The sequence below is a fragment of the uncultured Castellaniella sp. genome, from assembly GCF_937988725.1.
Taxonomy (GTDB): domain Bacteria; phylum Pseudomonadota; class Gammaproteobacteria; order Burkholderiales; family Burkholderiaceae_B; genus Castellaniella.
Map to the genome: position 1 here is coordinate 46730 of NZ_CALKHS010000010.1, position 25149 is coordinate 71878.

Annotated in this window: 24 protein-coding genes; 19 read left to right on the plus strand and 5 right to left on the minus strand. The window is 67.2% G+C overall.

Annotation, left to right across the window (positions count from 1 at the left end; all coding sequences use genetic code 11):
• Positions 1 to 49: 49 nt before the first annotated feature.
• Positions 50 to 1939, minus strand: a complete 1890-nt coding sequence (locus tag Q0263_RS10575) for a sigma-54-dependent Fis family transcriptional regulator (RefSeq protein WP_298015770.1) — start codon at positions 1937 to 1939, stop codon at positions 50 to 52.
• Between the two features lie 314 nt (positions 1940 to 2253).
• Here Q0263_RS10575 and Q0263_RS10580 point away from each other — a divergent pair, with 314 nt between their 5' ends.
• The gene (locus tag Q0263_RS10580) at positions 2254 to 3780 is read left to right on the plus strand and encodes an aldehyde dehydrogenase family protein (RefSeq protein ID WP_298015771.1); all 1527 of its coding nucleotides are present in this window, start codon (positions 2254 to 2256) and stop codon (positions 3778 to 3780) included.
• Between the two features lie 112 nt (positions 3781 to 3892).
• Positions 3893 to 4921, plus strand: coding sequence for an alcohol dehydrogenase AdhP (gene adhP, locus Q0263_RS10585; RefSeq protein ID WP_298015774.1), 1029 nt, complete (start codon positions 3893 to 3895; stop codon positions 4919 to 4921).
• A 202-nt stretch (positions 4922 to 5123) separates the two neighbouring features.
• Here adhP and Q0263_RS10590 read toward each other — a convergent pair whose 3' ends face one another.
• On the minus strand, positions 5124 to 6071 hold the full coding sequence (locus Q0263_RS10590) for a helix-turn-helix domain-containing protein (RefSeq protein WP_298015776.1): 948 nt from the start codon (positions 6069 to 6071) through the stop codon (positions 5124 to 5126).
• Positions 6072 to 6180: 109 nt separating this feature from the next.
• Here Q0263_RS10590 and pobA point away from each other — a divergent pair, with 109 nt between their 5' ends.
• Positions 6181 to 7359, plus strand: a complete 1179-nt coding sequence (pobA, locus tag Q0263_RS10595) for a 4-hydroxybenzoate 3-monooxygenase (protein ID WP_298015778.1) — start codon at positions 6181 to 6183, stop codon at positions 7357 to 7359.
• Here the strand turns inward: pobA and Q0263_RS10600 are convergent.
• A complete protein-coding gene (locus Q0263_RS10600; RefSeq protein WP_298015780.1) occupies positions 7341 to 8345 on the minus strand; it encodes a helix-turn-helix domain-containing protein in 1005 nt (334 codons plus the stop codon). The genes pobA and Q0263_RS10600 overlap by 19 nt on opposite strands.
• A gap of 177 nt (positions 8346 to 8522) precedes the next feature.
• Between Q0263_RS10600 and Q0263_RS10605 the strand changes: the two genes are divergently transcribed.
• Complete coding sequence (locus tag Q0263_RS10605) at positions 8523 to 8885, plus strand: protocatechuate 4,5-dioxygenase subunit alpha (protein ID WP_298015782.1); 363 nt, start codon at positions 8523 to 8525, stop codon at positions 8883 to 8885.
• A 2-nt stretch (positions 8886 to 8887) separates the two neighbouring features.
• Positions 8888 to 9739: a class III extradiol dioxygenase family protein gene (locus tag Q0263_RS10610; RefSeq protein WP_298015784.1), complete on the plus strand. Its 852-nt coding sequence runs from the start codon at positions 8888 to 8890 to the stop codon at positions 9737 to 9739.
• Between the two features lie 39 nt (positions 9740 to 9778).
• On the opposite strand, the gene Q0263_RS10615 is transcribed toward Q0263_RS10610, so the two are convergent.
• A complete protein-coding gene (locus Q0263_RS10615; protein WP_298015786.1) occupies positions 9779 to 10510 on the minus strand; it encodes an alpha/beta hydrolase in 732 nt (243 codons plus the stop codon).
• 154 nt (positions 10511 to 10664) lie between these two features.
• Between Q0263_RS10615 and Q0263_RS10620 the strand changes: the two genes are divergently transcribed.
• The 6 genes from Q0263_RS10620 to Q0263_RS10645 all read left to right on the plus strand — a co-directional run bounded on the left by Q0263_RS10620 (position 10665) and on the right by Q0263_RS10645 (position 16730).
• Entirely contained in the window at positions 10665 to 11174 is a 510-nt protein-coding gene (locus Q0263_RS10620) for a MarR family transcriptional regulator (protein WP_298015788.1), read from the plus strand.
• A 185-nt stretch (positions 11175 to 11359) separates the two neighbouring features.
• Positions 11360 to 12412, plus strand: a complete 1053-nt coding sequence (locus Q0263_RS10625) for an aromatic ring-hydroxylating dioxygenase subunit alpha (RefSeq protein ID WP_298015789.1) — start codon at positions 11360 to 11362, stop codon at positions 12410 to 12412.
• 69 nt (positions 12413 to 12481) lie between these two features.
• Complete coding sequence (locus Q0263_RS10630; RefSeq protein ID WP_298015791.1) at positions 12482 to 13456, plus strand: PDR/VanB family oxidoreductase; 975 nt, start codon at positions 12482 to 12484, stop codon at positions 13454 to 13456.
• A 46-nt stretch (positions 13457 to 13502) separates the two neighbouring features.
• Positions 13503 to 14675 carry an ABC transporter substrate-binding protein gene (locus tag Q0263_RS10635; RefSeq protein ID WP_366140703.1) on the plus strand — a complete coding sequence of 391 codons (1173 nt, stop codon included), beginning with the start codon at positions 13503 to 13505 and terminating at the stop codon, positions 14673 to 14675.
• Between the two features lie 98 nt (positions 14676 to 14773).
• Positions 14774 to 15772 (plus strand): aldo/keto reductase, encoded by a 999-nt coding sequence (locus tag Q0263_RS10640; protein ID WP_298015793.1) that lies wholly within the window; start codon positions 14774 to 14776, stop codon positions 15770 to 15772.
• Positions 15773 to 15833: 61 nt separating this feature from the next.
• Positions 15834 to 16730: a DUF1932 domain-containing protein gene (locus Q0263_RS10645; protein ID WP_298015795.1), complete on the plus strand. Its 897-nt coding sequence runs from the start codon at positions 15834 to 15836 to the stop codon at positions 16728 to 16730.
• Positions 16731 to 16740: 10 nt separating this feature from the next.
• Here Q0263_RS10645 and Q0263_RS10650 read toward each other — a convergent pair whose 3' ends face one another.
• Positions 16741 to 17655, minus strand: coding sequence for a LysR substrate-binding domain-containing protein (locus tag Q0263_RS10650; RefSeq protein WP_298015798.1), 915 nt, complete (start codon positions 17653 to 17655; stop codon positions 16741 to 16743).
• 137 nt (positions 17656 to 17792) lie between these two features.
• On the opposite strand from Q0263_RS10650, the gene Q0263_RS10655 reads away from it, so the two are divergent.
• From Q0263_RS10655 to Q0263_RS10690, 8 genes are read left to right on the plus strand one after another with little or no spacing between them, the layout of a single operon-like run.
• Complete coding sequence (locus tag Q0263_RS10655) at positions 17793 to 18950, plus strand: 4-oxalomesaconate tautomerase (RefSeq protein WP_298015800.1); 1158 nt, start codon at positions 17793 to 17795, stop codon at positions 18948 to 18950.
• A 43-nt stretch (positions 18951 to 18993) separates the two neighbouring features.
• Positions 18994 to 20022: an amidohydrolase family protein gene (locus Q0263_RS10660; protein WP_298019027.1), complete on the plus strand. Its 1029-nt coding sequence runs from the start codon at positions 18994 to 18996 to the stop codon at positions 20020 to 20022.
• A 17-nt stretch (positions 20023 to 20039) separates the two neighbouring features.
• Positions 20040 to 20735, plus strand: a complete 696-nt coding sequence (ligK, locus tag Q0263_RS10665) for a 4-carboxy-4-hydroxy-2-oxoadipate aldolase/oxaloacetate decarboxylase (protein WP_298015802.1) — start codon at positions 20040 to 20042, stop codon at positions 20733 to 20735.
• Between the two features lie 10 nt (positions 20736 to 20745).
• A complete protein-coding gene (locus Q0263_RS10670) occupies positions 20746 to 21663 on the plus strand; it encodes an amidohydrolase family protein (RefSeq protein WP_298015804.1) in 918 nt (305 codons plus the stop codon).
• Between the two features lie 3 nt (positions 21664 to 21666).
• Complete coding sequence (gene ligA / locus Q0263_RS10675) at positions 21667 to 22056, plus strand: protocatechuate 4,5-dioxygenase subunit alpha (RefSeq protein ID WP_298015805.1); 390 nt, start codon at positions 21667 to 21669, stop codon at positions 22054 to 22056.
• Entirely contained in the window at positions 22053 to 22922 is an 870-nt protein-coding gene (locus tag Q0263_RS10680) for a class III extradiol dioxygenase subunit beta (RefSeq protein WP_298015807.1), read from the plus strand. Before ligA ends, Q0263_RS10680 begins: the two co-directional genes overlap by 4 nt.
• Positions 22919 to 23878, plus strand: a complete 960-nt coding sequence (locus tag Q0263_RS10685; protein ID WP_298015809.1) for a Gfo/Idh/MocA family oxidoreductase — start codon at positions 22919 to 22921, stop codon at positions 23876 to 23878. The genes Q0263_RS10680 and Q0263_RS10685 overlap by 4 nt, the downstream gene beginning before the upstream one ends.
• 37 nt (positions 23879 to 23915) lie before the next feature.
• Positions 23916 to 25091 (plus strand): ABC transporter substrate-binding protein, encoded by a 1176-nt coding sequence (locus Q0263_RS10690; protein WP_298015811.1) that lies wholly within the window; start codon positions 23916 to 23918, stop codon positions 25089 to 25091.
• Positions 25092 to 25149: the final 58 nt, after the last annotated feature.

Below are 25149 nucleotides of genomic sequence, written 5' to 3' on the forward strand. Positions count from 1 at the left end.
TTCCCTGCCGTTGCGGTAGAGCAGACAGGCCGCCTTCGGGCGGCCTGTTTCATTGCAGCTTGCGGTACAAGGTGCTGCGGTGGATGCCCAGGTGGCGCGCCGCGCGGCTGATGTTGCCCTGGCAGGCGCGCAGGGTTTGCTCAATGGCCTGGCGCTCCAGCGCGCGCAGATCGGTACCGGCCTCGGGCTCCTCGTCCTTCTGAAGCGCCGTTGCGGCGGACGCGATCGGATCGTGTCCGGGTGATCCGTTGGACGGCGCGGATGCCGGCGACACAGCGCCCGCGAGCGGGCCGCCGGCGATGTCCACGGGCAGGCCGTCGGCCATGACGGGGTCCGGCCCGGGATGCTGGCAGCGCAGCCGCCGCAGCACGCTGAACAGTTCGCGGTAGTTGCCCGGCCATCCATGGCGGGCCAGCAGGGCGAGCGCGTCGCCGGACAGGCTTCCTTCCAGGGCCTGGTAGGCGTCCTCGATGAAGGCCGCCAGGTCGGATCGACCGCGCAGCGGCGGCAGATGCAGCGGCATGTCCTGCAGCCGGTAGTACAGGTCGGCGCGGAACCGTCCCTGGGCCACCAGCGCCTTCAGGTCCTGGTGGCTGGCGCTGACCAGGCCGAATTCCAGAGGGATGCGCTTGTCCGACCCCAGGGGCTGGACCTCGCGTTCCTGCAGGACCCGCAGCAGCCGGGTCTGCAGCGCCAGCGGCATGTCGCCGATCTCGTCCAGGAACAGCACGCCGCCCTGCGCCTGCCGCAGCAGGCCGCGCGCGCCTTCGCGGCGGGCGCCGGTGAAAGCGCCCGGCTCGTAGCCGAACAGCTCGGATTCGACCAGGTGTTCCGGCAGCGCGGCGCAGTTGATGGCGATGAAGGGGCCGGCGCTCCAGGCGCTGCGGGCATGGATGTGGCGCGACAGGACTTCCTTTCCCGTGCCGGTTTCGCCGCACAGCAGGACGGCCAGGCCCGAGTCCAGGGCGCGCACGGCCTGATCCAGCAGCGGGGCGCTGACGGCATCAGGTTCGGGCAGGGCGCGCGCCGCCGGACGCGGAGTCGGCCGGGACGCGGGCGCCGGGTGCTGCGCGGCTGGAGCCGGCCGCGCCGGCGCGTGCGGCGGCGGAATCAGCCGGCCGGTGAGCGGGTGGCCGTCGTGGCGGTGCAAGGGCGTGTCCCGGGCATGCAGCGGCCCGGCTATCCATTGCGCGCACGGCGTGCCGATGAGGCGGCTCCAGTCGGCATCCAGCGCCTGCAGGGCGGCTTCGTTGGCGCCGGCGATGCGGGCGTCGTCATCCAGCAGCAGGAGGGCGTGCGTGTCGTCTTCCGGGCCCCGGCCGAGGCGGAAGTCCAGCCGGCGCAGCGGACTGTCGCCCAGGATCTGGTCGGAGATGCCCCGCGCCATGCGCTGCACCAGGGCCAGCACATAGTCGCGCATGTCGTCGGCGGGCCCGGACAGGTCCAGGATGCCGAGGATCTCGCCGGTGGCCGAGAAGATGGGCGCGGCGTGGCAGCTGAGGATGCTGTTGCAGGCCAGGAAGTGTTCCGGACCGTGGATGCGCACGGCCCGGCCGTCGTGCAGCGCCGTGCCGATGGCGTTGGTGCCGCGCAGGGGCTCGGCCCAGTTGACCCCGGGCTGCAGCGCCACGCGGCGCGCCTTGTCCTGGAAGCTGTGGCTGCCGCGCTCGTGCAGGATCAGGCCGCTGGCGTCGGCCAGCAGCACGACACTGTGCATCGAGCCCGCCAGCGCGCTCAGCGCACCGAGGCTGGGTTCGGCCAGGCGCAGCAACTGCCGGTGGGCCTCGCGGCGCATGTCCAGGTCGGCGCGGGGCAGCGGATTGGGGTCGGCCAGCAGGGCGGGGTCCAGGTCGGCGCAGCGCGCCCAGGACTGGTGGATGCGGGTGGCGGCCTGGGCGCGGGCGTCCGGGGCGAGGGCAAGTGGCGGTGAATGCAGCATGGGCGTCTCCGTCCGGATCGCGATGCGGGTGATGCAGCCTGAGGCATCGCTGTCGCATTGTGCGGGATCGAGTGTCGCAAAATGCGACAAACCCCTGTTTTTAAAGCAGGTTTTCGCTCAGTATGCCATCGCCGCAGGTGCAAGGAAAGCCCCGCGGTCCATGCCGCCCGGTCCCGGCGTTCCTGCGCCATCCACAGGGCAAAGCCGCATCTGGCACGGTCTTTGCTTGAAGAAGCTCAGGCGCCGGTGCATGGTGCATCGGACAAATCGGCGCCCCCGCGACGGGATGAGCGCTTCGAATCAAGGAGACAGACATGGACATGACCGACCTGAAGCACTTCGGGATCGATATCGGCTTCCCCTACAAGAAACACTACGAGAACTACATCGGCGGGCGCTGGGTGGCCCCGGCGGCCGGGAATTACTTCGACAACCTGTCGCCGATCACCGGGCAGGTGTTCTGCGAAGTGCCGCGATCCGATGCGGCGGACGTCGAAGCCGCCCTGGATGCGGCGCATGCCGCCCGCAAGGCCTGGGGCGAGACCTCGGTGGCGGAACGAGCCGGCGTGCTGCTGCGCATGGCCGATCGCATGGAGCAGAACATGCGCCTGCTGGCCGTGGCCGAAACCATCGACAACGGCAAGCCGCTGCGCGAAACCATGGCGGCCGACCTGCCGCTGGCGATCGACCACCTGCGCTATTTCGCCGGCTGCATCCGCGCCCAGGAAGGCGGGATCTCCGAACTCGACAAGACCACGGTGGCCTATCACTTCCATGAGCCCATGGGCGTGGTCGGCCAGATCATCCCCTGGAATTTCCCGCTGCTGATGGCGGCCTGGAAACTGGGGCCGGCGCTGGCGGCCGGCAACTGCGTGGTCCTGAAACCGGCCGAGCAGACGCCCGCCTCGATCCTGGTGCTGATGGAGCTGGTCGGCGACCTGCTGCCGCCGGGCGTGCTGAACGTCGTCAACGGCTTCGGCAAGGAAGCCGGCGCGGCGCTGGCTTCCAGCAAGCGCATCGCCAAGATCGCCTTCACGGGCTCCACGCCCACGGGCAAGCACATCCTGCATGCGGCCGCCGACAATCTGATTCCCAGCACGGTCGAACTGGGCGGGAAAAGCCCGAACATCTTCTTCGCCAACGTCATGGACCAGGACGACGCCTTCTTCGACAAGGCCCTGGAAGGCCTGAGCATGTTCGCGCTGAACCAGGGCGAGGTCTGCACGTGCCCCTCGCGCATCCTGGTCCAGGAATCCATCTACGAGCGCTTCATCGAACGCGCCGTCAAGCGCGTCGAATCCATGAAGACCGGCCACCCGCTGGAGGCCGCCACCATGCTGGGGGCCCAGGTGTCCAAGGCGCAGATGGACAAGATCCTGGGCTACATCGACATCGGCCGGGACGAAGGCGCGCGCTGCCTGACGGGCGGCACCCGCAATATGCCGGGCGAGGGGCTGGACCAGGGCTTCTACGTCAAGCCGACGCTGCTGTTCGGGGATAACAGCATGCGGGTGTTCCAGGAGGAGATCTTCGGTCCCGTGGCTTCGGTCACGACCTTCAAGGACGAGGACGAGGCCGTCGCCATCGCGAACGACACCTACTACGGCCTGGGGGCCGGGGTCTGGACGCGCGACGGGTCGCAGGCCTATCGGGTGGGGCGGCAGATCCAGGCCGGCCGGGTCTGGACGAACTGCTTTCACCTGTACCCGGCGCATGCCGCCTTCGGGGGCTACAAGCAGTCCGGCATCGGCCGCGAAACCCACAAGATGGCGCTGAGCGCCTACCAGCAGACGAAATGCCTGCTGGTCAGCTACAGCCCCGACGCGCTCGGGTTCTTCTGATCCAGATATGACGCCGGCCCGATGGCCGGCGTTTTTTATCAAGGGCTCCGGAACATGGCGCTCCGCCGGAGCGCCGGGGGAGCCGTTCATCCGAAAAAAGGAGGAGTGATCGATGGAAACCACCATGAAGGCCGCCGTCGTGCGTGAATTCGGCAAGCCGCTGGTCATCGAGGAAGTAGCCGTGCCCCGGCCCGGGCCCGGCCAGGTCCTGGTCCGGATCGAGGCGTCCGGGGTCTGCCATACCGACCTGCACGCCGCGCACGGCGACTGGCCGGTCAAGCCCAAGCCGCCCTTCATCCCGGGCCACGAGGGCGTGGGATACGTGGTCGGCCTGGGGGCGGGCGTGCGCCACGTCAAGGAGGGCGATCGCGTCGGCATTCCCTGGCTGTATTCGGCTTGCGGGCATTGCGCGCACTGCCTGGGCGGCTGGGAGACCCTGTGCGAGAGTCAACAGAACACCGGCTATTCGGTCAACGGCGGCTTTGCCCGCTACACCGTCGCCGAGGCCGACTATGTCGGCCGCCTGCCCGACGGCGTCGGCTTCGTCGAGATTGCGCCGGTCCTGTGCGCGGGCGTCACCGTCTACAAGGGCCTGAAGGTCACCGACACCAAGCCCGGCGACTGGGTGGTGATCTCCGGAATCGGCGGACTGGGCCACATGGCGGTCCAATATGCCCGGGCGATGGGCCTGAACGTCGCGGCGGTGGACATCGACGACGGCAAGCTCGCGCTGGCGCGCCGGCTGGGCGCCGAGGTCACCGTGAACGCCCGGGAAACCGATCCCGCCGCGTATCTGCGGCGCGAGATCGGCGGGGCCCACGGCGTGCTGGTGACCGCCGTGTCTCCCAAGGCCTTCGAGCAGGCGCTGGGCATGGCGCGGCGCGGCGGCACGATCGCCCTGAACGGCCTGCCACCGGGCGACTTTCCCCTGTCGATCTTCGACATGGTGCTCAATGGCATCACGGTGCGCGGCTCCATCGTAGGGACCCGCCTGGACCTGCAGGAAGCCCTGGATTTCGCCGGTGCGGGGAAGGTCGCGGCCACCGTTTCCACCGAAAGACTGGAGAACGTCAACGAGGTCTTCGAGCGCATGCTGCAGGGTCGCATCGACGGCCGCGTCGTGCTCGACATGGCGGCGTAGGACCGGGCCCCGGAAGCCGCCCGGCAGTGGCCGGGCGGCAGGGCGCGCCTTGGGCGGCCCGGGCCTGGTCCCCGGCCTCGACGGGACCGATCGGCCGGACATGGGCATCCGTATCCTGGCGCGCTGCCGCTACTGGACACCAATGAGCGGCGGGCCGTGGATTCGCGGGTCGTGCCTGCCGCTATGGCATCGACCGGCGGGCCTACGCGCGTCCGGAAGCCGGGAACGCGCCGGCGGAAGAACCCGGCGCCTGATCCGGGGGCGTCGTCCGGCCCGGATCCCAGGCGCGCTGGCGAAAGGCGCGCGGCGATTCGCCGGCCGCCTTGCGAAAGAAACGCGTGAAGTGGGCGGGTTCGGAAAACCCCAGGACATCGGAGATCTCGCCGATGGTCATGGAGGTATAGACCAGGCTGCGCCCGGCTTCCAGCGCCAGCCGCTCGTGGATCAGCTGCAGCGGAGATTTTCCGGCATGGGTGCGCGTGATGACGTTCAGGTGAGCGGCGCTCATGCTCAGCTGGTCCGCATACCAGGCCACATCGTGGTGTGCGGCGTATCCGGCCTCCAGCCGTTCGGCGAAGCGTGTGTAGTGATCCAGGCTCCGGGCGCGAGCCGGTCCGGGTTCGCCGCCGGGACTGAGGCTGCGCAACCGGGCGTAGACCAGCGTGAGCCAGGCTTCGATCCGCGCGTCGCGAAAGGTTTCACGAGACAGGTATTGAGCGTTCAGGTGCGTGAAGGCGTCGCGCAGTTCCGAGCCGTCGTTGCCGCGATCAAGCGCATGGATGACGGGCTGCGCAGGCGGAGCGGCTTGCGGCCCCAGGAGCCGGGCCAGGCGCGTCAACAGGGGGTAGGCGATCGTCACGACGTAGCCCGCGCAATCCTCGTCGAATTCGAATCCGTGGACGAAGGCCTGTGGCACTTCGACGACCGCCGATCCGGCGATGGCATGCCGCGCCTCGTCCAGACAGACGATCGCCCGGCCCCGGCGCAGGTAGAGGATCTGATAGAGCCCTGAATGGCGGTGAGGGCGGATATGCCAATTGTGCAAGCGGCTGCGCGAGGCGATGGTTTCGCAATGCACTCTGTCAGGCCCGGACCATTCGTCCTTGCCGCCATAGAGCATGAAGATCGGCGCATGATCTATATATTTCATATTGGCAAGTTTAATCCTCAAAAGTCCATTCAAAAAATGGTTCGGCTGGCGCACTATATCCGCCATGCCCGGAGCTCGGGACGCGTGGATACCATAACGGAGGAGAATCATGAAAACACAAGTCGCCATCATCGGCGCCGGCCCGTCGGGGCTATTGCTGGGACAACTGCTGCAGCGCTGCGGCATCGACAATGTCATCCTGGAACGCCATACCCCGGATTATGTGCTGAGCCGGGTGCGAGCCGGGGTGCTGGAATACGGTTTCGTCAATCTGATGCGCGAAGCGGGCGTGTCGGCGCGGATGGATGCGGAAGGGCTGGAGCACGACGGCTTCACGCTGGCTTTCCAGGGACGCCGCCAGCGGGTCGACATGATGGCCCTGACGGGCAAGTCCGTGCTGGTCTATGGGCAGACCGAAGTGACGCACGACCTGATGGACGCCCGTCGGGCAAGCGGCGCGCCGATTCTCTACGAGGCCACCGACGTGCAGCTGCACGACTTCCTGGACGGCAAGCCGCGCGTCACTTTCATGCACGAAGGGCAGCGCAAGACGCTGGACTGCGACTACATCGCCGGCTGCGACGGCTTCCATGGAGTGTCGCGCCAGTCGGCGCCGCAGGACCGCATCCGCAACTTCGAGCGCGTCTATCCCTTCGGCTGGCTGGGCCTGCTGACCGATACGCCGCCGGTCGAGGACGAACTGATCTACGTGCATAATCCGCGCGGCTTCGCCCTGTGCAGCATGCGTTCGCACACGCGCAGCCGCTACTACCTGCAGTGCAGCCTGGCCGAACACATCGAGGAATGGTCGGACGACCGCTTCTGGACGGAACTGTCGGCCCGCCTGCCCGAGGACGTCGCTGCCAAGCTGCAGACCGGCCCGTCCTTTGAAAAAAGCATTGCGCCGCTGCGCAGCTTCGTGGCCGAACCCATGCGTTTCGGCAAGCTGTTCCTGGTGGGCGACGCCGCGCACATCGTGCCGCCCACCGGGGCCAAGGGCCTGAACCTGGCCTCGAGCGACGTCTATACCCTGTACCACGCCTTGCGCGGCGCCTGCCTGGACAATCGCCCCGAGCTGCTGGACCGCTATTCGGAGATCTGCCTGCGCCGCGTCTGGAAGGCGGAACGCTTTTCCTGGTGGATGACGTCGCTGCTGCATGCCTTCGACGGGGATGCCTTCAGCCAGCGCATCCAGCAGGCGGAGCAGGACTATTACACCAGCACGCAGGCGGGGCTGACCACCATCGCGGAAAACTACGTGGGCTTGCCCTACGAACCCGTGGTGTGATCGTCGGGCGCCGCCGTGCCGCCGTCCAGCATCCTGCGCCGGAAGTCTTTGGGGGACAGGCCGGCCAGGCGCTTGAAGAAGCGCGTGAAATAGGCCGGGTCGGCGAAGCCCAGCGAATCGGCGATGGCGCTGATCGGCCGGACGGTGTAGACCAGTTCGCGTCGGGCTTCCAGCAGCAGGCGCTCGTGGATCAGCCGCAGCGCCGTCTTGCCCGCCAGCGTCTGGACGATGATGTTCAGGTGCGCGGCCGTCACGCCCAGGCGCCGGGCATACCAGCCGACCTGGTGCTGGCGGGAAAAGTGCGTCTCGATCATCTGCGCGTAGCGCGCCAGGTGTAATCCGCCGGGCGGCTGTTCCACGCGTTTTTCGGAGCGGGGCGCGTGATGGCGGTGCACCCATACCAGGATGGTGCCCAGCAACGCTTCGAGCAGCGGGCCGCGCTGAGGGTGGTGCGGACGATGGTATTCCAGCTCCAGCTGATCGAAGGTGCGGCTCGTATAGTCGTCCCGCGCGTCGAGGGCCAGCAGGGCCGGATCCGCCAGGGTGTGCAGGCTCAGGCCGTGGCGCTGGCACAGCGGTTGCAGCAGGGCGTAGGTCAGCGTCAGGATGTAGCCGTTTGCGCCCGGCTGGAAGATGAATTCGTGGACGACGCGCTGGGGAATCAGCACCACGTGTCCCGCGGCCGACCGCCGCGCGCGCTCGGCCGTCCCGGGGCCTGCGGGCGGCGAACCGGCCGGCCTGGCGCCCAGGGCCCGCGCCTGGCCGTCCAGCACGACGGTGGCATCCCCCGATTGCAGGAACAGGATCTGGAACAGGTCCGTGTGCTTGTGCGCCGTGACATGCCAATTGTGCAATTTTTCCTGCGCCGCGATGGTTTCGCAGTACAGCGGGTCCGGGCTGGTCCAGACGTTGCCGTAGCCGTACAGCTTGTAGATCGGCACGGTGGTGTGGTCGTGCGCGGGCGGGGCGGGGATCAGGGCGGTCATGGGGTCGTGCCCGTGGGATGGCATCCACGAAATGTACATTTTTAAAGCGTAAAAATCCATTCTCCGCCGCGGCGGCGGGCGGCATGATGAGCACGTCTGACAAGAAGTGGCCCCGGGGCGCGATCCAGAGCCCCAGATCCCGGTACCCGGGCGGGGCGTTTTTCAAGGAGACCTCTCATGACGACAGCCCAGACCCGCGCGCGCCGGCGCGATATTCCCGGCACGATGATCTTCGACGGCGACATGGCGCGGATCGGCTATGCCCTGAACCGCATGTGCTTCAGTTTCAATGCGGCGGAGTGCCGCGCGGCGTTCCTGCGGGACGAGGAAGCCTACATGACGCGCTACCGTCTGGACGATGCCCAGAAGGCGGCCGTGCGTAGCCGCGAAGTGCTGCGCATGATGGCGGCGGGCGGCCATCCCTACTATCTGGCCAAGCTGGCCGGCATCTTCGGCCTGGACATGCAGGACATCGGCGCTCAGCAGACCGGCGTGAGCAAACAGGAATTCCAGGCGAAACTCGCCGCAGCGGGAGCATGATCATGGCGCATCTCATCGGCAGCATCAGCACTTCCCACGTTCCGGCCATTGGCGGCGCGCTGGCCCGCCAGAAGCAGCAGGATCCTTATTGGAAACCCTTCTTCGACGCCTATGGCCAGGCCCGCGAGTGGCTGGCCCGGACGCGCCCCGACGTGGTCGTCATCCTGCACAACGACCACGGCCTGAACTTCTTCCTGGACAAGATGCCGACCTTCTCGGTGGGGGCGGCGCCGTCCTACCAGACGGCGGACGAGGGCTGGGGCATTCCCGCCCTGGTCGAGCCGCGCGGCTGCGTGGACCTGTCCTGGCACATCGTCGAGACTCTGGTGGCGGACGAGTTCGACATCACCACCTGCCAGGAGGCCCTGATCGACCACGCCGTATCCCTGCCGCTGGCCCTGCTGTGGCCCGAAGGCCAGGCATCCGGGGCCTGGCCGGTGGAAATCGTGCCGGTCTGCATCAATACGGTGCTGGCGCCTTATCCCTCGGCGTCCCGGTGCTACCGCCTGGGGCAGTCGCTGCGCCGCGCGATCGAGTCCTGGGAAGACGGGCGGCGGGTGCTGGTGATCGCCAGCGGCGGCCTGTCCCACCAGCTGGATGGCGAACGCGCCGGTTTCATCAACAAGCCCTTCGATCTGCGGTTCATGGACAGCCTGGTGGACGACCCGACCTGGATCACGCAGTACTCCAACGAGGACCTGGTGGAACTGGCGGGCACGCAGGGCATCGAGCTGCTGATGTGGGTGGCGGCGCGGGGCGTGCTCGACGACATTCCGGTGCGCAAGCGCCACGCCCATTATCACGTGCCGATTTCCAATACCGCCACCGGCCTGCTGGTGCTGGAACCGGCCTGAGGTCCGCCGGAGCGGAAGGCGCGGGCAGCGGGCGCGGGGTCACGCCGTCAGATGACGCCGCGCGGCCCAGTCCAGGATGCCGCGCAGGCAGGCCGCCGGCGCTTCGAAGGGCGCCATGTGGCCCGCGTCCGGGATGGCGCTCAGCTCGGCGCCGGGGATCAGGCGGGCCATGTCCTCGTGCCGCGACAGGGGGCTCCAGCGGTCCTGCGTGCCACTCATGAGCAGCGTCGGGCAGGCGATGCCGGGCAGCAGGCCGCCGGCGTCCGGGCGTTCGATGAGCGCCTGGATCTGGCTCGCGAAGGACGCCACGGAAGAGCGCAGCACCATGTCGCGCATGCGCCGCATGAGCCCGGCGTCGCCGGCCGTGTCCGGGGTGATCATGCCGGCCAGCCAGGGCTCGAGGATGGCGGCGATGCCGCCCGCCTTCGCGGCCTGGACGATGGCATGCCTTTTTTCGAGTTCGCCTTCCCCCAGGCCCTTGTAGCCGGTGTTCATCAGGACGAGTCCCCGCACGCGCTCTGGCGCCTGCCGGACCATTTCCAGGGCGACCCGCCCGCCCATGGAATGGCCCACGACGATCACGGGGCCCCGGACGCGGGCCAGGACGTCTTCCGCAGCCTGCGCCAGCGAGGCGATGCCGCTCAGGTTCGCCGCCAGGACCGGCCCGGTGCGCGAGAGCGGCCCGATGAAATCGGACCAGGTGTCCGCGTCGCACAGCAGGCCGTGCAGCAGGATCCAGGAGGGGGGCGGGGTGTTCAGGGGATGGGACATGTCAGGGGCGTATCGGGAAAAAAGAGGATGGCGGCCGTCCGGTCCCGCCGGCATTTTTCGGCGTGATAATCTTGCTTGGGCGCGGGGGCGGCGCCTGCGGCAGTCGTTTGGGTATCTTGAACCGCGCGCCCGGCGGGTCTTGGTGAGATCGCGCATGACGGATTCTATTCTGTACGAGCCCCTTTATGTCCAGCCCGGGCATCTGCTGCGGCGCGCGCAGCAGATTTCCGCCTCCATCTTCCACGACGAGATCGGCAATCTGATCACGCCGATGCAGTATGCGGTGCTGTGCGTGGTGCTGGACAATCCTCATGTGGACCAGGTGTCCATGGCGGGGCTGGCGGCGATCGACACGTCGACGGCGGCCAGCGTCGCCACACGGCTGGAGGAAAAAGGGCTGCTGCTGCGCGAAGTCGATCCGGCCGACCGGCGGCAGCGCCGGCTGTCCCTGACGCGGGCCGGCCGCGACCTGCTGGTCGAAGTCAACGGGGGCATCGCCCGGCTTCACCAGCGCATCTTCGAGAAATTCTCGGCGCAGGAAGAAGCCCAGTTCATGAGCCTGCTGGAAAAACTGGTCCATCTGAACAATCACCAGAGCCGGGCGCCGCTTACGGTGGCGCCGGAAGGCCGGGAGACCGCCGCGTCGCCCTCCGGCCAAGGGTAAACCGCAAGAGGGTTAGTCCTAGTTCATCGGCCAATTCCCCATTTGTAGAATGGTTAAACATTCAGTGTTCTGAATAATTGTGCGCTGAAGAATTCGGAGGTTCCGGATTCACGGGATCTCCGGGATCGAAAGGCTTATTTGAAAGGCGCGCCGCCTTCATTCACGCGCGCCGGGAGGACCCCATCATGTTTCCCATGAATGCCTGGTACGTGGCCTGCACGCCGGACGAAGTCGTCGACAAGCCTCTGGGCCGCACCATCTGCGGCCTGCCGATCGTGCTGTATCGGGGCGCGGAAGGCCGGATCGCCGCCCTGGAGGATTTCTGTCCGCACCGGGGCGCGGCCCTGTCCCTGGGCTCGGTCGTGGACGGCAATCTGATGTGCGGCTATCACGGCCTGGTCATGGATTGCCATGGCAAGGCGGTCTCCATGCCGATGCAGCGGGTGGGCGGTTTTCCCTGCATCCGCAGCTACCCGGTCGAAGAGCGCCACGGCTTCGTCTGGATCTGGCCGGGGGACGCGGCGCTGGCCGATGTCTCGGCCATTCCCGATCTGCCCTGGGCGGACGACCCCGAATGGGCCTTCGGCGGCGGGCTGTATCATATCCAGTGCAGCTATCGGCTGATGATCGACAACCTCATGGACCTGACCCACGAAGCCTACGTGCATGCCGGCAGCATCGGCCAGGATGAAATCGACCAGTCGCCCGTCAAGACGCATCTCGAGGGCAATCAGGTCATCACCAGCCGCGAGATGAACGACATCATCGCGCCGCCGTTCTGGCAGCTGGGCATGCGGGCCAGCGGGCTGGACGATCACGCCCGGGTGGACCGCTGGCAATATTCGCGCTTTACCGCGCCGGGCAGCGTGCAGATCGACGTGGGCGTGGCGCTGGCGGGCGAGGGCGGCATCCACGCGGATCCCGCCAAGCGGGTATCGGCGATCGTGGTCGACTTCATGACGCCGGAGACTGAATCCTCCCACTGGTATTTCTGGGGCATGGCGCGGCATTTCAAGCCGGACGACGCGGCCCTGACCGAATCCATCCGCGCCGGGCAGGGCAAGATCTTCAGCCAGGATCTGGCCGTCCTGGAAGCCCAGCAGCGCAATCGACAGGCATTCAGCGGACGCCGGCTGCTGGCCCTGAACATCGATTCGGGCGGCGTGCGGGCCAACCGCGTCCTGGACGAGCTGGTCGCGGCCGAACGCGCCGCGCCGTCCGAGGCCGCGGTGGGCTAAAGTGCAGCTTGTCCCGGTTTCGGCGCGCGGCGCATGGCCGAGCGCGGGCCGGGCGCACGAGAGAGAATCATGAGCGATATTTTGTTGTCCGTCCGGGTCGCTGCCAGACATGAGGCAGCCCAGGACATCGTCAGCCTGGATCTGGAAGATCCCGCAAGCGGCCTTTTGCCGGCCTTCACGCCCGGCGCCCATATCGACGTGCATCTGCCCGGCGGCCTGATCCGGCAATATTCGCTGATGAGCGATTGCCGGCGACGCGATCGCTTTCGCATCGGCGTCCTGCGCGAACCCCGGTCCCGGGGCGGATCCGTCGCCTTGCACGACCAGGTGCGCGAAGGCGACCTGCTGCAAATCAGCGCGCCGCGCAATCGCTTCGAACTGGCGCCCGCCGAGCACAGCCTGTTGCTGGGCGGGGGCATCGGCATCACGCCCATCCTGTGCATGGCGACCGAACTGGGCGCCCTGGGGGCGGACTTCGCGCTGCATTACAGTTGCCGCAGCCGCGCGCGGGCCGCGTTCCTGGAGGACATCGCGCCGTTCGAGCAGGCGGGTCATGCCCACCTGCATTTCGACGACGAGCCGGACACCGCGCTGGATGCCGCGGCCCTGCTCGCGCGGGCGGCCCGGGATCAGGCGCAGGTCTACGTCTGCGGGCCGGCGGGCTACATCGAATTCATCCGCGCCCAGGCCCGGGCGGCCGGCATCCCGGACGCCCGGGTGCATTTCGAACTCTTTGCGCTGGACGAAGCCGACAAGCCGCGTCCGGGCGATCAGGATCAGGCCTTTCAGGTGCAACTGGCCAGCACCGGGGAAATCTTCGACATCCCCGCGGACGAGACCGTCACGCATGCGCTGGATCGCCAGGGAGTCTTCATTCCCGTGTCCTGCGAGGAAGGCATCTGCGGCACCTGCCTGACGGGCGTGAAGTCCGGCACGCCGGATCACCGCGACAGCTACCTGACCGACGACGAACACGCCGCCAACGATCAGTTCACCCCGTGTTGTTCGCGCGCCCGCACGCCTTTGCTGATCCTGGACCTATAGCCTTTTTCACCTGAAGCACCTCTCAAAAAAACCAAGGAGACAACTCGTGAGACATTCCATCGGCAAGCTGCTGGTCGCCGCCGCCTTGGGGGCGGGGGCGCTGGGCATGGCCCAGGCGCAGGATCTGAAGATCGGGATGGTGGTCCCGTCTTCGGGGCCTTTCGCGTCCACGGGCCAGCAGATCATGAACGGCGCCAAGCTCTATCTGGACGAGCATGGCGGCATGCTGGGCGGTCGCAAGGCTGTCCTGCTGGAAAAGGACGACACCGGGATTTCACCCGCGATCAGCAAACGCCAGGCGCAGAACCTGCTGATCCAGGACAAGGTCGATCTGCTGGCCGGATTCGGCCTGACGCCGGCCGCGTTCGCGGTCGCGCCGCTGGCCACCGAGGCGAAGATTCCCATGATCGTGCTGAATGCGGCGACTTCGTCCATCACGGAAAAGTCGCCCTACATCGTGCGCACGTCCATGACCCTGCCGCAGGTCGCCGCGCCCATGGCCAGCTGGGCGGCGAAGAACGGCATCCGTTCGGTGTATCTGCTGGTGGCCGATTACGGGCCCGGCCATGACGCCGCGGCCCAGTTCAAGAAGACGTTCACGGCGGCCGGCGGCAGCATCGCGGGCGAGATCCATACTCCGCTGACCAGCCCGGATTTCGCGCCTTTCCTGCAGAAAATCAAGGACGCCAAGCCGGATGCGATCTTCTCCTTCGTGCCCAACGGCGAACAGGGCGTGGCGCTGGCGAAAGGCTACAAGGAACGCGGCCTGGACAAGAGCGGCATCCGTCTCCTGGCCACGGGCGACGTGGTGACGGAGGACGTCCTGGGGGCGATGGGGGACAATGCCCTGGGGATGATCACCTCGTTCCACTATTCCACGGCGCACGATTCGCCGGAAAACAAGGCGTTCGTGGCGGCCTACGCCAAGGCGTATCCCAATGTGCGCCCGAACATGGTTGCCGTGGCCGCCTATGACGGCATGCGCCTGATCGACGAGGTGCTGAAGAAGGATGCCGGCAACGTCAAAGGCGATGCCTTCGTGGCGGCCGCCAAGGGCATGAAATGGACCAGCCCGCGCGGCCCGGTGGAAATCGATCCGAAGACGCGCGACATCGTCCAGAACGTCTACATCCGCAAGGTCGAGAAGGTGGACGGCGTGTTGCAGAACGTGGAATTCGACACCATCAAGGCGGTGAAGGATCCCGGCAAGCAGTCGTGAAGGCGGTCCGGCGCGCCGCTCCATAGCAATCGGTTATAGCTGCTAGTCGCCGGGCCGGGCTTTCCCCGACCCGGCGTTCTGGGGATAATCGAACCACTATGACACAGACTCGCACGATTGCCGGAACACCGGTTTTCCCCGTCGGCCTGGGATGCATGGGCCTCAGTCACGGCTACGGCCCGGCCGTGCCGCCCGAACAGGCGCAGGCCCTGCTGCTGGGGGCGCTGGACCAGGGCGTGACGCTGTTCGACACGGCGGCGCTCTACGGTTTCGGGCACAACGAAGAACTGGTCGGCCGGGTGCTGTCGCCTCACCGCAGCCGCTTTTTCCTGGCCAGCAAATGCGGCATCTTCCGGGAAGATGGCCAGCGCCGCATCGACGGCCGCCCGGAAACCTTGCGCCGCACCTGCGAAGATTCCCTGCGCCGCCTGCGCACCGACGTCATCGATCTGTACTATCTGCATCGCTGGGACAAATCCGTGCCCATCGAGGACAGCATCGGCGCCCTGGCCGATCTGGCGCAAGCGGGCAAGATCCGCAGCATCGGCCTGTCCGAGGTCTCGGCCGACACCTTGCGCCGGGCGCATGCGGTGCATCCCATCGCGGCGGTGCAAAGCGAATATTCCCTGTGGTCGCGCAACGTGGAAATCGCCGTGCTGCAGGCCTGCCGCGAATTGGGCGCCGCATTCGTGGCCTTCAGCCCGCTGGGGCGGGCCTTCCTGGCCGACGGCCTACCATCCATGGACGCACTGGCGGAGACCGACTTGCGCCGCCGCATGCCGCGTTTCCAGCCGGACGCCTTCGCGCGCAACCAGTCCCTGCTTGGCCTGCTGCGCGACCGCGCGCAGGCCCGGGGCTGCTCCCCCGGTCAACTGGCCCTGGCCTGGCTGCTGCATCAGGGGCCGGAGATCATCCCCATCCCGGGCACGACCCGCCTGGATCATCTGCGGGAAAACCTCGCCGCCGCCGCCGTCGTCCTGGACGACGATCTGTGCGCCGAGCTGGCCGCCCACTTCGATCGCCGCAGGGTGGCGGGGGATCGCTACGGGCCGGCCACGCAGAAGGAAGTCGATACGGAACAGTATCCGTCCGCCTGATGCGCGGGCGTCGACCGGCCCGGAACGCGGGCCGGAAATCCATTCAGTCTTGGAGAATGTCATGCAGGCAACGCAGTTGGGATTGATCGGCTATGGCGAGGTGGGCGGGATCTTCTGCGCCGGCCTGGCGCCGCACATGGCGGGCGTGCGGGCCTGGGACCTGAAGCTGGCCGATCGGGCGGCGGCGCAGCCGCTGCGCGACCGGGCCGCCCGGGACGGCGTCGTCCTGTGCGATTCCGCCGCCGCCCTGTGCGCCGGCAGCACTCTCGTGATTTCGGCGGTGACGGCGTCCAGCACGGTGGCGGTGGCCCGCGAGGCGGCCGCCCACCTGCGGCCGGACACGGTGTTCCTGGACCTGAATTCCGCGTCGCCGGGGGCCAAGCGCGAAGCCGCCGCCCTGATCGAGGCGGCCGGCGGGCATTACGTCGAGGCCGGGGTGATGACCTCGGTGCCGCCGTACGGCATTCGCGTGCCCATGCTGCTGGGCGGCCCGCATGCGCACGCCCTGGCGGCCCGCCTGGCGGCCTGGGGCATGGACGCCAAGGCCGTGTCGCCGGAACTCGGGGTGGCCTCGGCCATCAAGATGTGCCGCAGCGTCATGATCAAGGGCCTGGAGGCCCTGGTGATCGAAAGCTATACCGCCGCCCGCGCCTACGGGGTCGAGGACTACGTGCTGCCGACCTTGCAGGAAACCTTTCCGTCCATCGACTGGACGGAGCAGGGGCGGTATTTCTACAGCCGGGTGGTGCAGCATGGCCGGCGCCGCGCCGAGGAAATGCGCGAGGTCGCCAATACCGTGCACGAAGCCGGCTTCGAACCCTGGATGGCCGCCGCCACGGCGCAGAAGCAGGACTGGGTGGCCGGCTTGGCCGCCCAGGGCCTGTTCGACGGCGTCCAGAAAGCCGGCGGCTGGCAGGCGTATGCCGACCGCCTGATCGGGCACGCCCGGAAAGACTGAACGGCGCCGTTCAGGCGGCCTGGATCAGCGTGGTGGGATAGGTTTCGAGCACCGTGCTGCGGATCAGGTCCAGCATGGCCTGCTGCGTCAGGGTCGTGATGCGCCCCGACGCCGTCGCCAGATACAGCCGGCTGGGCAGTTCGGGCTGGCTGATGGGCCGGATGTGATAGCGGTCCGGCTGCGCCGAGGTCAGCACGGCGTGTTCGGTCAGCACCGCATAGCCGGCGCCGTCGGCCACCAGGTCCAGGATGGCGGGCACCCCGTCGATTTCCAGGCGGATATTGGGGCGGCAGCCGATCAGCGCCATCTGCGATTCCAGCAGCATGCGGATGGTGTGCGGCCGGTTGGGAATCACCAGCGGGATGCCGGCCAGCGATCGGAGCGGCATGGCCTGCTGGGACGGATGCGGGCCCTTGGGGCCGACCAGATACAGCAGTTCGCTGGTCAGCGGACTGAGATCCAGTTCCGCCGAGGCGCTGGGGTTGTAGAGCAGGGCGATGTCCAGGCGGCCCGCCAGCAGGGATTCCTGCATCATCACCGACAGGCCTTCGCTGATGGACAGCGAGGCGTTGGGCAGCTGCTTGCGGAATTTCCGGGTCAGCGGCACGGTCAGCATCTTCGAGGCGCTGGGCACGATGCCCAGGGCCACCCGGCCCGCCAGGGCGCCCTGGACCCTTCCCATGTCTTCCTTGGCGCGTTCGACCTGGTGCAGGATCCCCCGGCAGTGCTCCAGCAGCACCTTGCCCGCTTCCGTCGTGGTCACGCCCCGTCCGTTGCGGTTCAGCAGGTTCTGGCGCAGTTCGACTTCCAGCAGCCGCACCTGCCGGCTGAGCGCCGGTTGGGCGATGTCCAGGGCGTGGGATGCCTGGGTGAAGCTGCCCAGTTCCGCCACGCGGGTGAAGTATTCCAGCTGCTTGAGATCCATGTCAGGGTTTACCCTTAAGTCAGGCATGACGACGCTTCTATTATACCGATTTGATATAGCAGCTAGTGCCCGTATACCCTTATTCGCCAGGCGGCTTGCGCCCATAATGATTGCAACATAGCAATGGTGGTGGTGTGATGCAAAAACCTGTTCCAGCCTTGTTCATGCGCGGGGGCACCTCGCGCGGGCCGTTTTTCCTGGAATCCGATCTGCCGGCCGATACGGCCGCCCGCAACCGGGTTCTGCTGGCCGTCATGGGGTCGCCGGATCGCCGGCAGATCGACGGCATGGGCGGGGCGCACCCCCTGACCAGCAAAGTCGGCATCGTGCGCGCGGGCACCACGCCGGGGGTCGATCTGGAATTCCTGTTCGCCCAGCTGCAGCCGGACCAGGACACCGTCGACACCACGGCCAATTGCGGCAACATGCTGGCGGCCGTGGTGCCGTTCGCCTTGGAACGCGGCCTGATCCAGGCCCAGGGCGATCAGACCACGGCGCGCGTCCTGACCCGCAACACCGGCATGCAGTGCGACATCACCGTGCAGACGCCGCTGACGCCGGCGGGCCGCCAGGTCAGCTACGAAGGCCAGGCCCGCATCGACGGCGTGCCCAAGACCTCCGCTCCCATCACCATCAATTTCCTGGATACGGCCGGCTCGGTGTGTTCCGGCCTGCTGCCGACCGGCCGGGTGCTGGACCGCGTGCGCGTCGAGCCGCCCGCCGGGGCCGATTTCCAGCCCTTCGACATCGACGTGACCTGCATCGACAACGGCATGCCGCTGGTGCTGTTCCGGGCCGAGGACCTGGGCTGCACCGGCCGGGAACGCCCGGCGGAACTGAACGCCGACGCCGGTCTGAAGGCCCGGATCGAGGCCCTGCGCCTGAAAACGGCCGAACTCATGGGGCTGGGGGACGTCAGCGGGCGCAACTACCCCAAGATGACCCTGGTGTCGGCGCCGCAGGCCGGCGGCGCCATCAACACCCGCTGTTTCATCCCGCACGTCTGCCACGAAGCCATCGGCGTGCTGGCGGCCGTGACGGTCGGCACCGCCTGCGTGCTGGAAGGCTCGGTGCCGCATGCCCTGGCGCAGTTGCCGGCCGGCGACCGCAAGGCCGTTTCCATCGAACATCCCAGCGGTGAATTCACCGTCGAACTCGAACTGGACCCCCACGACGCGCAGAAGGTCGTGCGGGCCGCCTTGCTGCGCACGGCGCGTCTCATCATGCGCGGCGAAGTCATGGTCCCCGAATCCGCCTGGCGGGCGGCAGGGGTGGATGGCGACGACGCTCGCTGATCCGGCTTATCAAAAGGAATCCGTCAACATGAATCGAAAACCCCTGATCATCGATTGCCACGGGCACTACACCACCGCCCCGCAGGCGCTGGCCGACTGGCGCGAACGGCAGATCGCCGGTCTCAAGGACCCCGCGCAAAGCCCGAAGGCGTCCGAGCTGCGGATCAGCGACGATGATCTGCGCGAGAGCATCGAATCCAACCAGTTGCGCCTGATGCGCGAACGCGGCTCCGACCTGACGATCTTTTCGCCCCGAGCCAGCTTCATGGCGCACCACATCGGCGACTTCCAGGTCTCCAGCACCTGGGCGGCGATCTGCAATGAACTGTGCCATCGGGTTTCCACGCTGTTTCCGGACCATTTCGCCATGGCCGCCATGCTGCCGCAGTCGCCCGGCGTGGACCCGGCGACCTGCATCCCCGAACTGGAAAAATGCGTCCGAGAATACGGCGCGGTCGGCGTCAACCTGAATCCGGATCCGTCGGGCGGGCACTGGACGGCGCCGCCGCTGTCCGATCATTCCTGGTACCCGATCTACGAGAAGATGGTGGAATACGACATTCCGGCCATGATCCACGTGTCGACCAGCTGCAATCCCTGCTTCCACACGACCGGGGCCCACTATCTGAACGCCGACACCACGGCCTTCATGCAGTGCCTGACCTCGGACCTGTTCAAGGATTTCCCCACGCTGCGCTTCATCATTCCGCACGGGGGCGGGGCGGCGCCCTATCACTGGGGCCGCTTCCGCGGCCTGGCCCAGGCGCTGAAAAAGCCGCTGCTCGACGAGCACCTGCTGAACAACGTCTTCTTCGACACCTGTGTCTACCACCAGCCGGGCATCGATCTGCTGACGCGGGTCATCCCCGTGAAGAACGTGCTGTTCGCCTCGGAAATGATCGGCGCGGTGCGGGGCATCGATCCCGAAACCGGCCATTATTTCGACGACACCAAGCGCTACATCGAAGCGGCCACCGTCCTGTCCGACGCCGACCGCTTCCAGATTTACGAGGGCAATGCCCGGCGCGTCTTCCCGCGCCTGGACGCCGCCCTGAAGGCCAAGGGCCTTTGATCTCCGGAGGATATGAAATGAGCACCCCCTTGAATCAGCTGGGCGTCGTGCATCGCGCCATCCAGCGCGCGGATGCCGCCGCCGTCGAGCATCTGTCGCATTTCGGCGTGGCCACCATCCACGAAGCCATGGGGCGCGCGGGCCTGATGAAGCCCTACATGCGGCCGGTCTGGCGCGGCGCGCGCCTGTGCGGCACCGCCGTCACCGTGCTGCTGCAGCCGGGCGACAACTGGATGCTGCACGTCGCGGCCGAACAGATCCGTCCCGGCGACGTCGTGGTGGCGGCCTGCACCGCCGACAGCACCGACGGCTTCTTCGGCGACCTGCTGGCCACGTCCTTCAAGGCGCGCGGCGCCCGCGGCCTGATCATCGACGGCGGCGTGCGCGACGTCGACACCCTGGAATCCATGGAATTCCCGGTGTTCGCGCGGGCCATCAGCGCCCGGGGCACGGTCAAGGGCACGCTGGGCTCGGTCAACATCCCGGTGGTGTGCGCCAACGCCGCCGTGATGCCGGGCGACGTGGTCGTGGCCGATACCGACGGAGTGGTGGTGGTGCCGGCGGCCATCGCCGGCGAAGTCGCCGCCAAGGCCCAGGCCCGCGAGGACAACGAAGTCAGCAAGCGCGACATCTTCGCCTCCGGCGTGCTGGGGCTGGACTATTACAAGATGCGCGAAGGCCTGGAGAAGGCCGGCCTGAAATATCTGGATTGAGGACTGCGCCATGAGCACCGCCGACACTTTCGCCAAGACGCCCGGCTGGCTGGATTACTACGACGGCCCCAGCCGCCCGCGTTTCCGCCTGCCGCCCGACGCCGTGGACGCGCACTGCCACGTCTTCGGGCCGGGATCGGTTTTCCCCTATGCGCCGCAGCGCAAGTACACGCCCTGCGATGCGCCGAAGGAAGCCCTGTTCGCCTTGCGCGATCACCTGGGGTTCGCGAAGAACGTGATCGTGCAGGCGACCTGCCACGGCACGGACAACCGCGCGCTGGTCGACGCGCTGAAGGCGTCCGATGGCCGCGCCCGGGGAGTGGCGACGGTGGCGCAGGACATCACCGACGCCGAACTGCGGGCGCTGCACGAGGCTGGCGTGCGCGGCACGCGCTTCAACTTCGTCAAGCGCCTCGCGGATTTCACTCCGCGCGAGGTCCTGGCCGACATCGCCGCCCGCATCGCCCCGCTGGGCTGGCACGTGGTGGTCTATTTCGAGGCCAAGGACCTGCCTGAACTGTACGACTTCTTCACCGCGCTGCCGACGACGGTGGTGGTCGATCACATGGGCCGCCCCGACGTCACCCAGCCGGTGGACGGCCCCGAATTCCAGCGCTTCGTCGCGCTGATGCGCGAGCATCCCAACATCTGGAGCAAGGTCAGCTGCCCGGAACGCCTCAGCCAGTCCGGCCCCTACGCCCTGAACGGCGAGCAGCAGGCCTACCAGGACGTGGTGCCCTTCGCCCGCCGCCTGGTGGAGACCTTCCCGGACCGCGTCCTGTGGGGCACGGACTGGCCGCACCCGAACCTGAAGTCCCACATGCCCGACGACGGGCTGCTGGTGGACTATATTCCGCAGATTGCCCAGACCGCCGAATTGCAGCGCAAGCTGCTGGTCGACAATCCGAACCGCTTGTACTGGAGTTGAGCCATGTCCCTGAACAAGCCCTATACCGATATCCCGGGCACCACGATCTTCGATGCCGACCAGTCCCGCCTGGGCTATCACCTGAACCAGTTCTGCATGTCGCTGATGAAGGCCGAGAACCGCAAGCGATTCCTGGCCGACGAGCGCGCCTACCTGGATGAATGGCCCATGTCCGAGGACCAGAAGCAGGCCGTGCTGGCGCGCGACCTGAACCGCTGCCTGGCATTGGGCGGCAACATCTATTTCCTGGCCAAGCTGGGCGCCACCGATGGCCGTTCCTTCCAGTACATGGCCGCCAGCATGACCGGCATGTCCCAGGAGGACTACGCCGCCATGATGCTGGCGGGCGGCCGTTCCGTCAAAGGCAACCGCAAAATCGGAGACCACTCATGAGCCAGACCCACGCCCGCATCACCGCCAGCGTGTACACGTCCCATGTGCCGGCCATCGGCGCCGCCCTGGATCTGGGCAAGACGGGCACCGAGTACTGGGCGCCCCTGTTCAAGGGCTATGAGCTGTCCAAGCAATGGCTGCGGGATCACACGCCCGACGTGATCTTCCTGGTCTACAACGATCACGCCACGGCCTTCAGCCTGGACTTCATCCCGACCTTCGCCATCGGCTGCGCCGAACAGTACCAGCCGGCCGACGAGGGCTGGGGCGCGCGCCCCGTGCCGCCCGTGATCGGCCATCCCGAACTGGCCGCGCACATCGCCCAGTCGGTGATCCAGCAGGATTTCGACCTGACCATCGTCAACAAGATGGACGTGGACCACGGCCTGACCGTGCCGCTGTCGCTGATGTGCGGCCAGCCCCAGGCCTGGCCGTGCCCCGTCATCCCGTTCGCCGTCAACGTGGTCCAGTATCCGGTGCCCTCGGGCCGCCGCTGCTTCCAACTGGGGCAGGCGATCCGCCGCGCCATCGAAAGCTTCGACCGGCCCCTGAACGTGCAGATCTGGGGCACCGGCGGCATGAGTCACCAACTGCAGGGGCCCCGCGCCGGCCTGATCAACAGCGAATTCGACAACGCCTTCCTGGATCGACTGATCGCCGATCCCGCCGGGCAGGCGGCGGTGCCGCACATCGATTACGTGCGCGAAGCCGGTTCCGAGGGCATCGAACTGGTGATGTGGCTGATCGCCCGCGGGGCCATGGCCGATGCAGCGGGCGGACCCGCGCCGCGCGTCGCGCACCGCTTCTACCATGTGCCCGCGTCGAACACGGCGGTGGGGCACCTGATCCTGGAGGAACAATCATGACCCAGCAGCACCTGAAAGTCGCCCTGGCCGGGGCGGGGGCCTTCGGCATCAAGCACCTGGACGGCATCGCCCGCATCGACGGCGTGGACGTCGTCGCCCTGGTCAGCCGCGACCTGGACAAGACCCGTGCTGTGGCGCAGAAGTACGGCATCGAACAATCCTCCACCGACCTGGACGATGTCCTCAAGCGTCCGGACGTCGATGCCGTCATTCTGTGCACACCCACGCAGATGCATGCGGCCCAGGCCATGGCCTGCCTGCGGGCCGGCAAGCATGTGCAGGTCGAAATCCCCATGGCCGATACCTTGCGGGACGCGCAGTCCCTGGTGGACCTGGCGCGGCAAAGCGGCAAGGTCGCCATGTGCGGCCACACGCGCCGCTTCAATCCCAGCCATCAGTACGTGCATCAGCGCGTCCAGGCGGGTGAATTCCACATCCAGCAGATGGACGTGCAGACCTATTTCTTCCGCCGCACCAACATGAACGCGCTGGGCGAGCCGCGCAGCTGGACCGACCACCTGCTGTGGCACCACGCCGCCCACACCGTGGACCTGTTCGCTTATCAGTGCGGCAGCCCGGTGGTGAAGGCGCATGCCGTGCAGGGGCCGATCCACCCGACGCTGGGCATCGCGATGGACATGTCCATCCAGCTGCAGGCGGCCAACGGGGCCATCTGCACCTTGTCGCTCAGCTTCAACAATGACGGCCCGCTGGGGACGTTCTTCCGCTACATCGGCGACACCGCCACCTACATCGCCCGCTACGACGATCTGGTCACCGGGCGCGACGAAGTCATCGACGTCAGCCGGGTGGACGTGTCCATGAACGGCATCGAATTGCAGGATCGCGAGTTCTTCGCGGCGATCCGTGAGGGGCGGGAACCCAACGCCAGCGTGGCCCAGGTCCTGCCGTGTTATCAGGTTCTGCATGACCTAGAGCAACAGCTAGCCGGCTGAGAACCGGTGTTTCCATCATCTTCCCAGGAGTGAGACCATGAAATTCATCAAGACCCTAGGGGCGATGGCGCTGGCCTTCAGCACCGCCGCCGCCTTCAGTCCGGTTCAGGCCAAAGACCTCAAGATCGGCATCGTCATGCCCATGTCCGGACCGTTCGCCGCCCACGGCAAGCAGATCCAGCACGGCATCGACCTGTACATGGCCGAACACGGCGATGAAGTGGCCGGACGCAAGGTCAAGATCATCATCAAGGACGACACCGGCATTTCTCCCGCCGTGGCCAAGCGCCAGGCGCAGGAACTGCTGATCAAGGACAAGGTTGACATCCTGGCGGGCTTCACCCTGACGCCGAACGCCTTTTCCGTCGCGCCCCTGGCCACCGAGGCCAAGGTCCCGATGGTCGTGCTGAACGCGGCGACCTCGTCGATCACCGAAAAGTCCCCCAACATCGTCCGGGTGTCGATGACCCTGCCGCAGGACACGGCCCCGATGGCGCAGTGGGCGTACGCCAACGGCATCCGCTCGGTCTATACCCTGGTCGCCGATTACGGCCCCGGCCATGACGCCGAAAAGCAGTTCCAGAAGACCTTCACGGAACTGGGCGGCAAGATCATCGGCGAAGTCCGCACGCCGGTCGCCACCCCCGACTACGCGCCCTACCTGCAGCGCATCAAGGACGCCAAACCCGACGCGGTGTTCCTGTTCGTGCCCAACGGCGAGCAGGGCGTGGCGCTGGCCAAGGGCTTCAAGGAACGCGGCCTGGACAAGGCCGGCATCAAGGAACTGGCCACGGGCGACGTGACCGACGAAGACGTGCTGAACGCGATGGGCGACGCCGCCATCGGCATGATCACGTCCTTCCATTATTCCGCAGCCCACGATTCGCCGGAAAACAAGGCCTACGTGGCGGCCTATCATAAGGCCTATCCCAACGACCGCCCGAACTTCGTGTCGGTGGCCGGCTATGACGGCATGCACCTGATCTACGCCGCCCTGGAAAAGACCAAGGGCGACGCGGGCGCGGCGGCCTTCATGGATGCCGTCAAGGGCATGAAATGGACCAGCCCGCGCGGCCCGGTGGAAATCGATCCGCAGACGCGCGACATCGTCCAGAACGTCTACATCCGCAAGGTCGAGAAGGTGGACGGCGTGCTGCAGAACGTGGAATTCGACACCATCAAGGCGGTGAAGGATCCCGGCAAGCAAGGCTGATCCGTGCGGGCGGCGGCGGTGATCCGATGCCTCTCCGCCGCCCGGTTTCCTGTGGAGG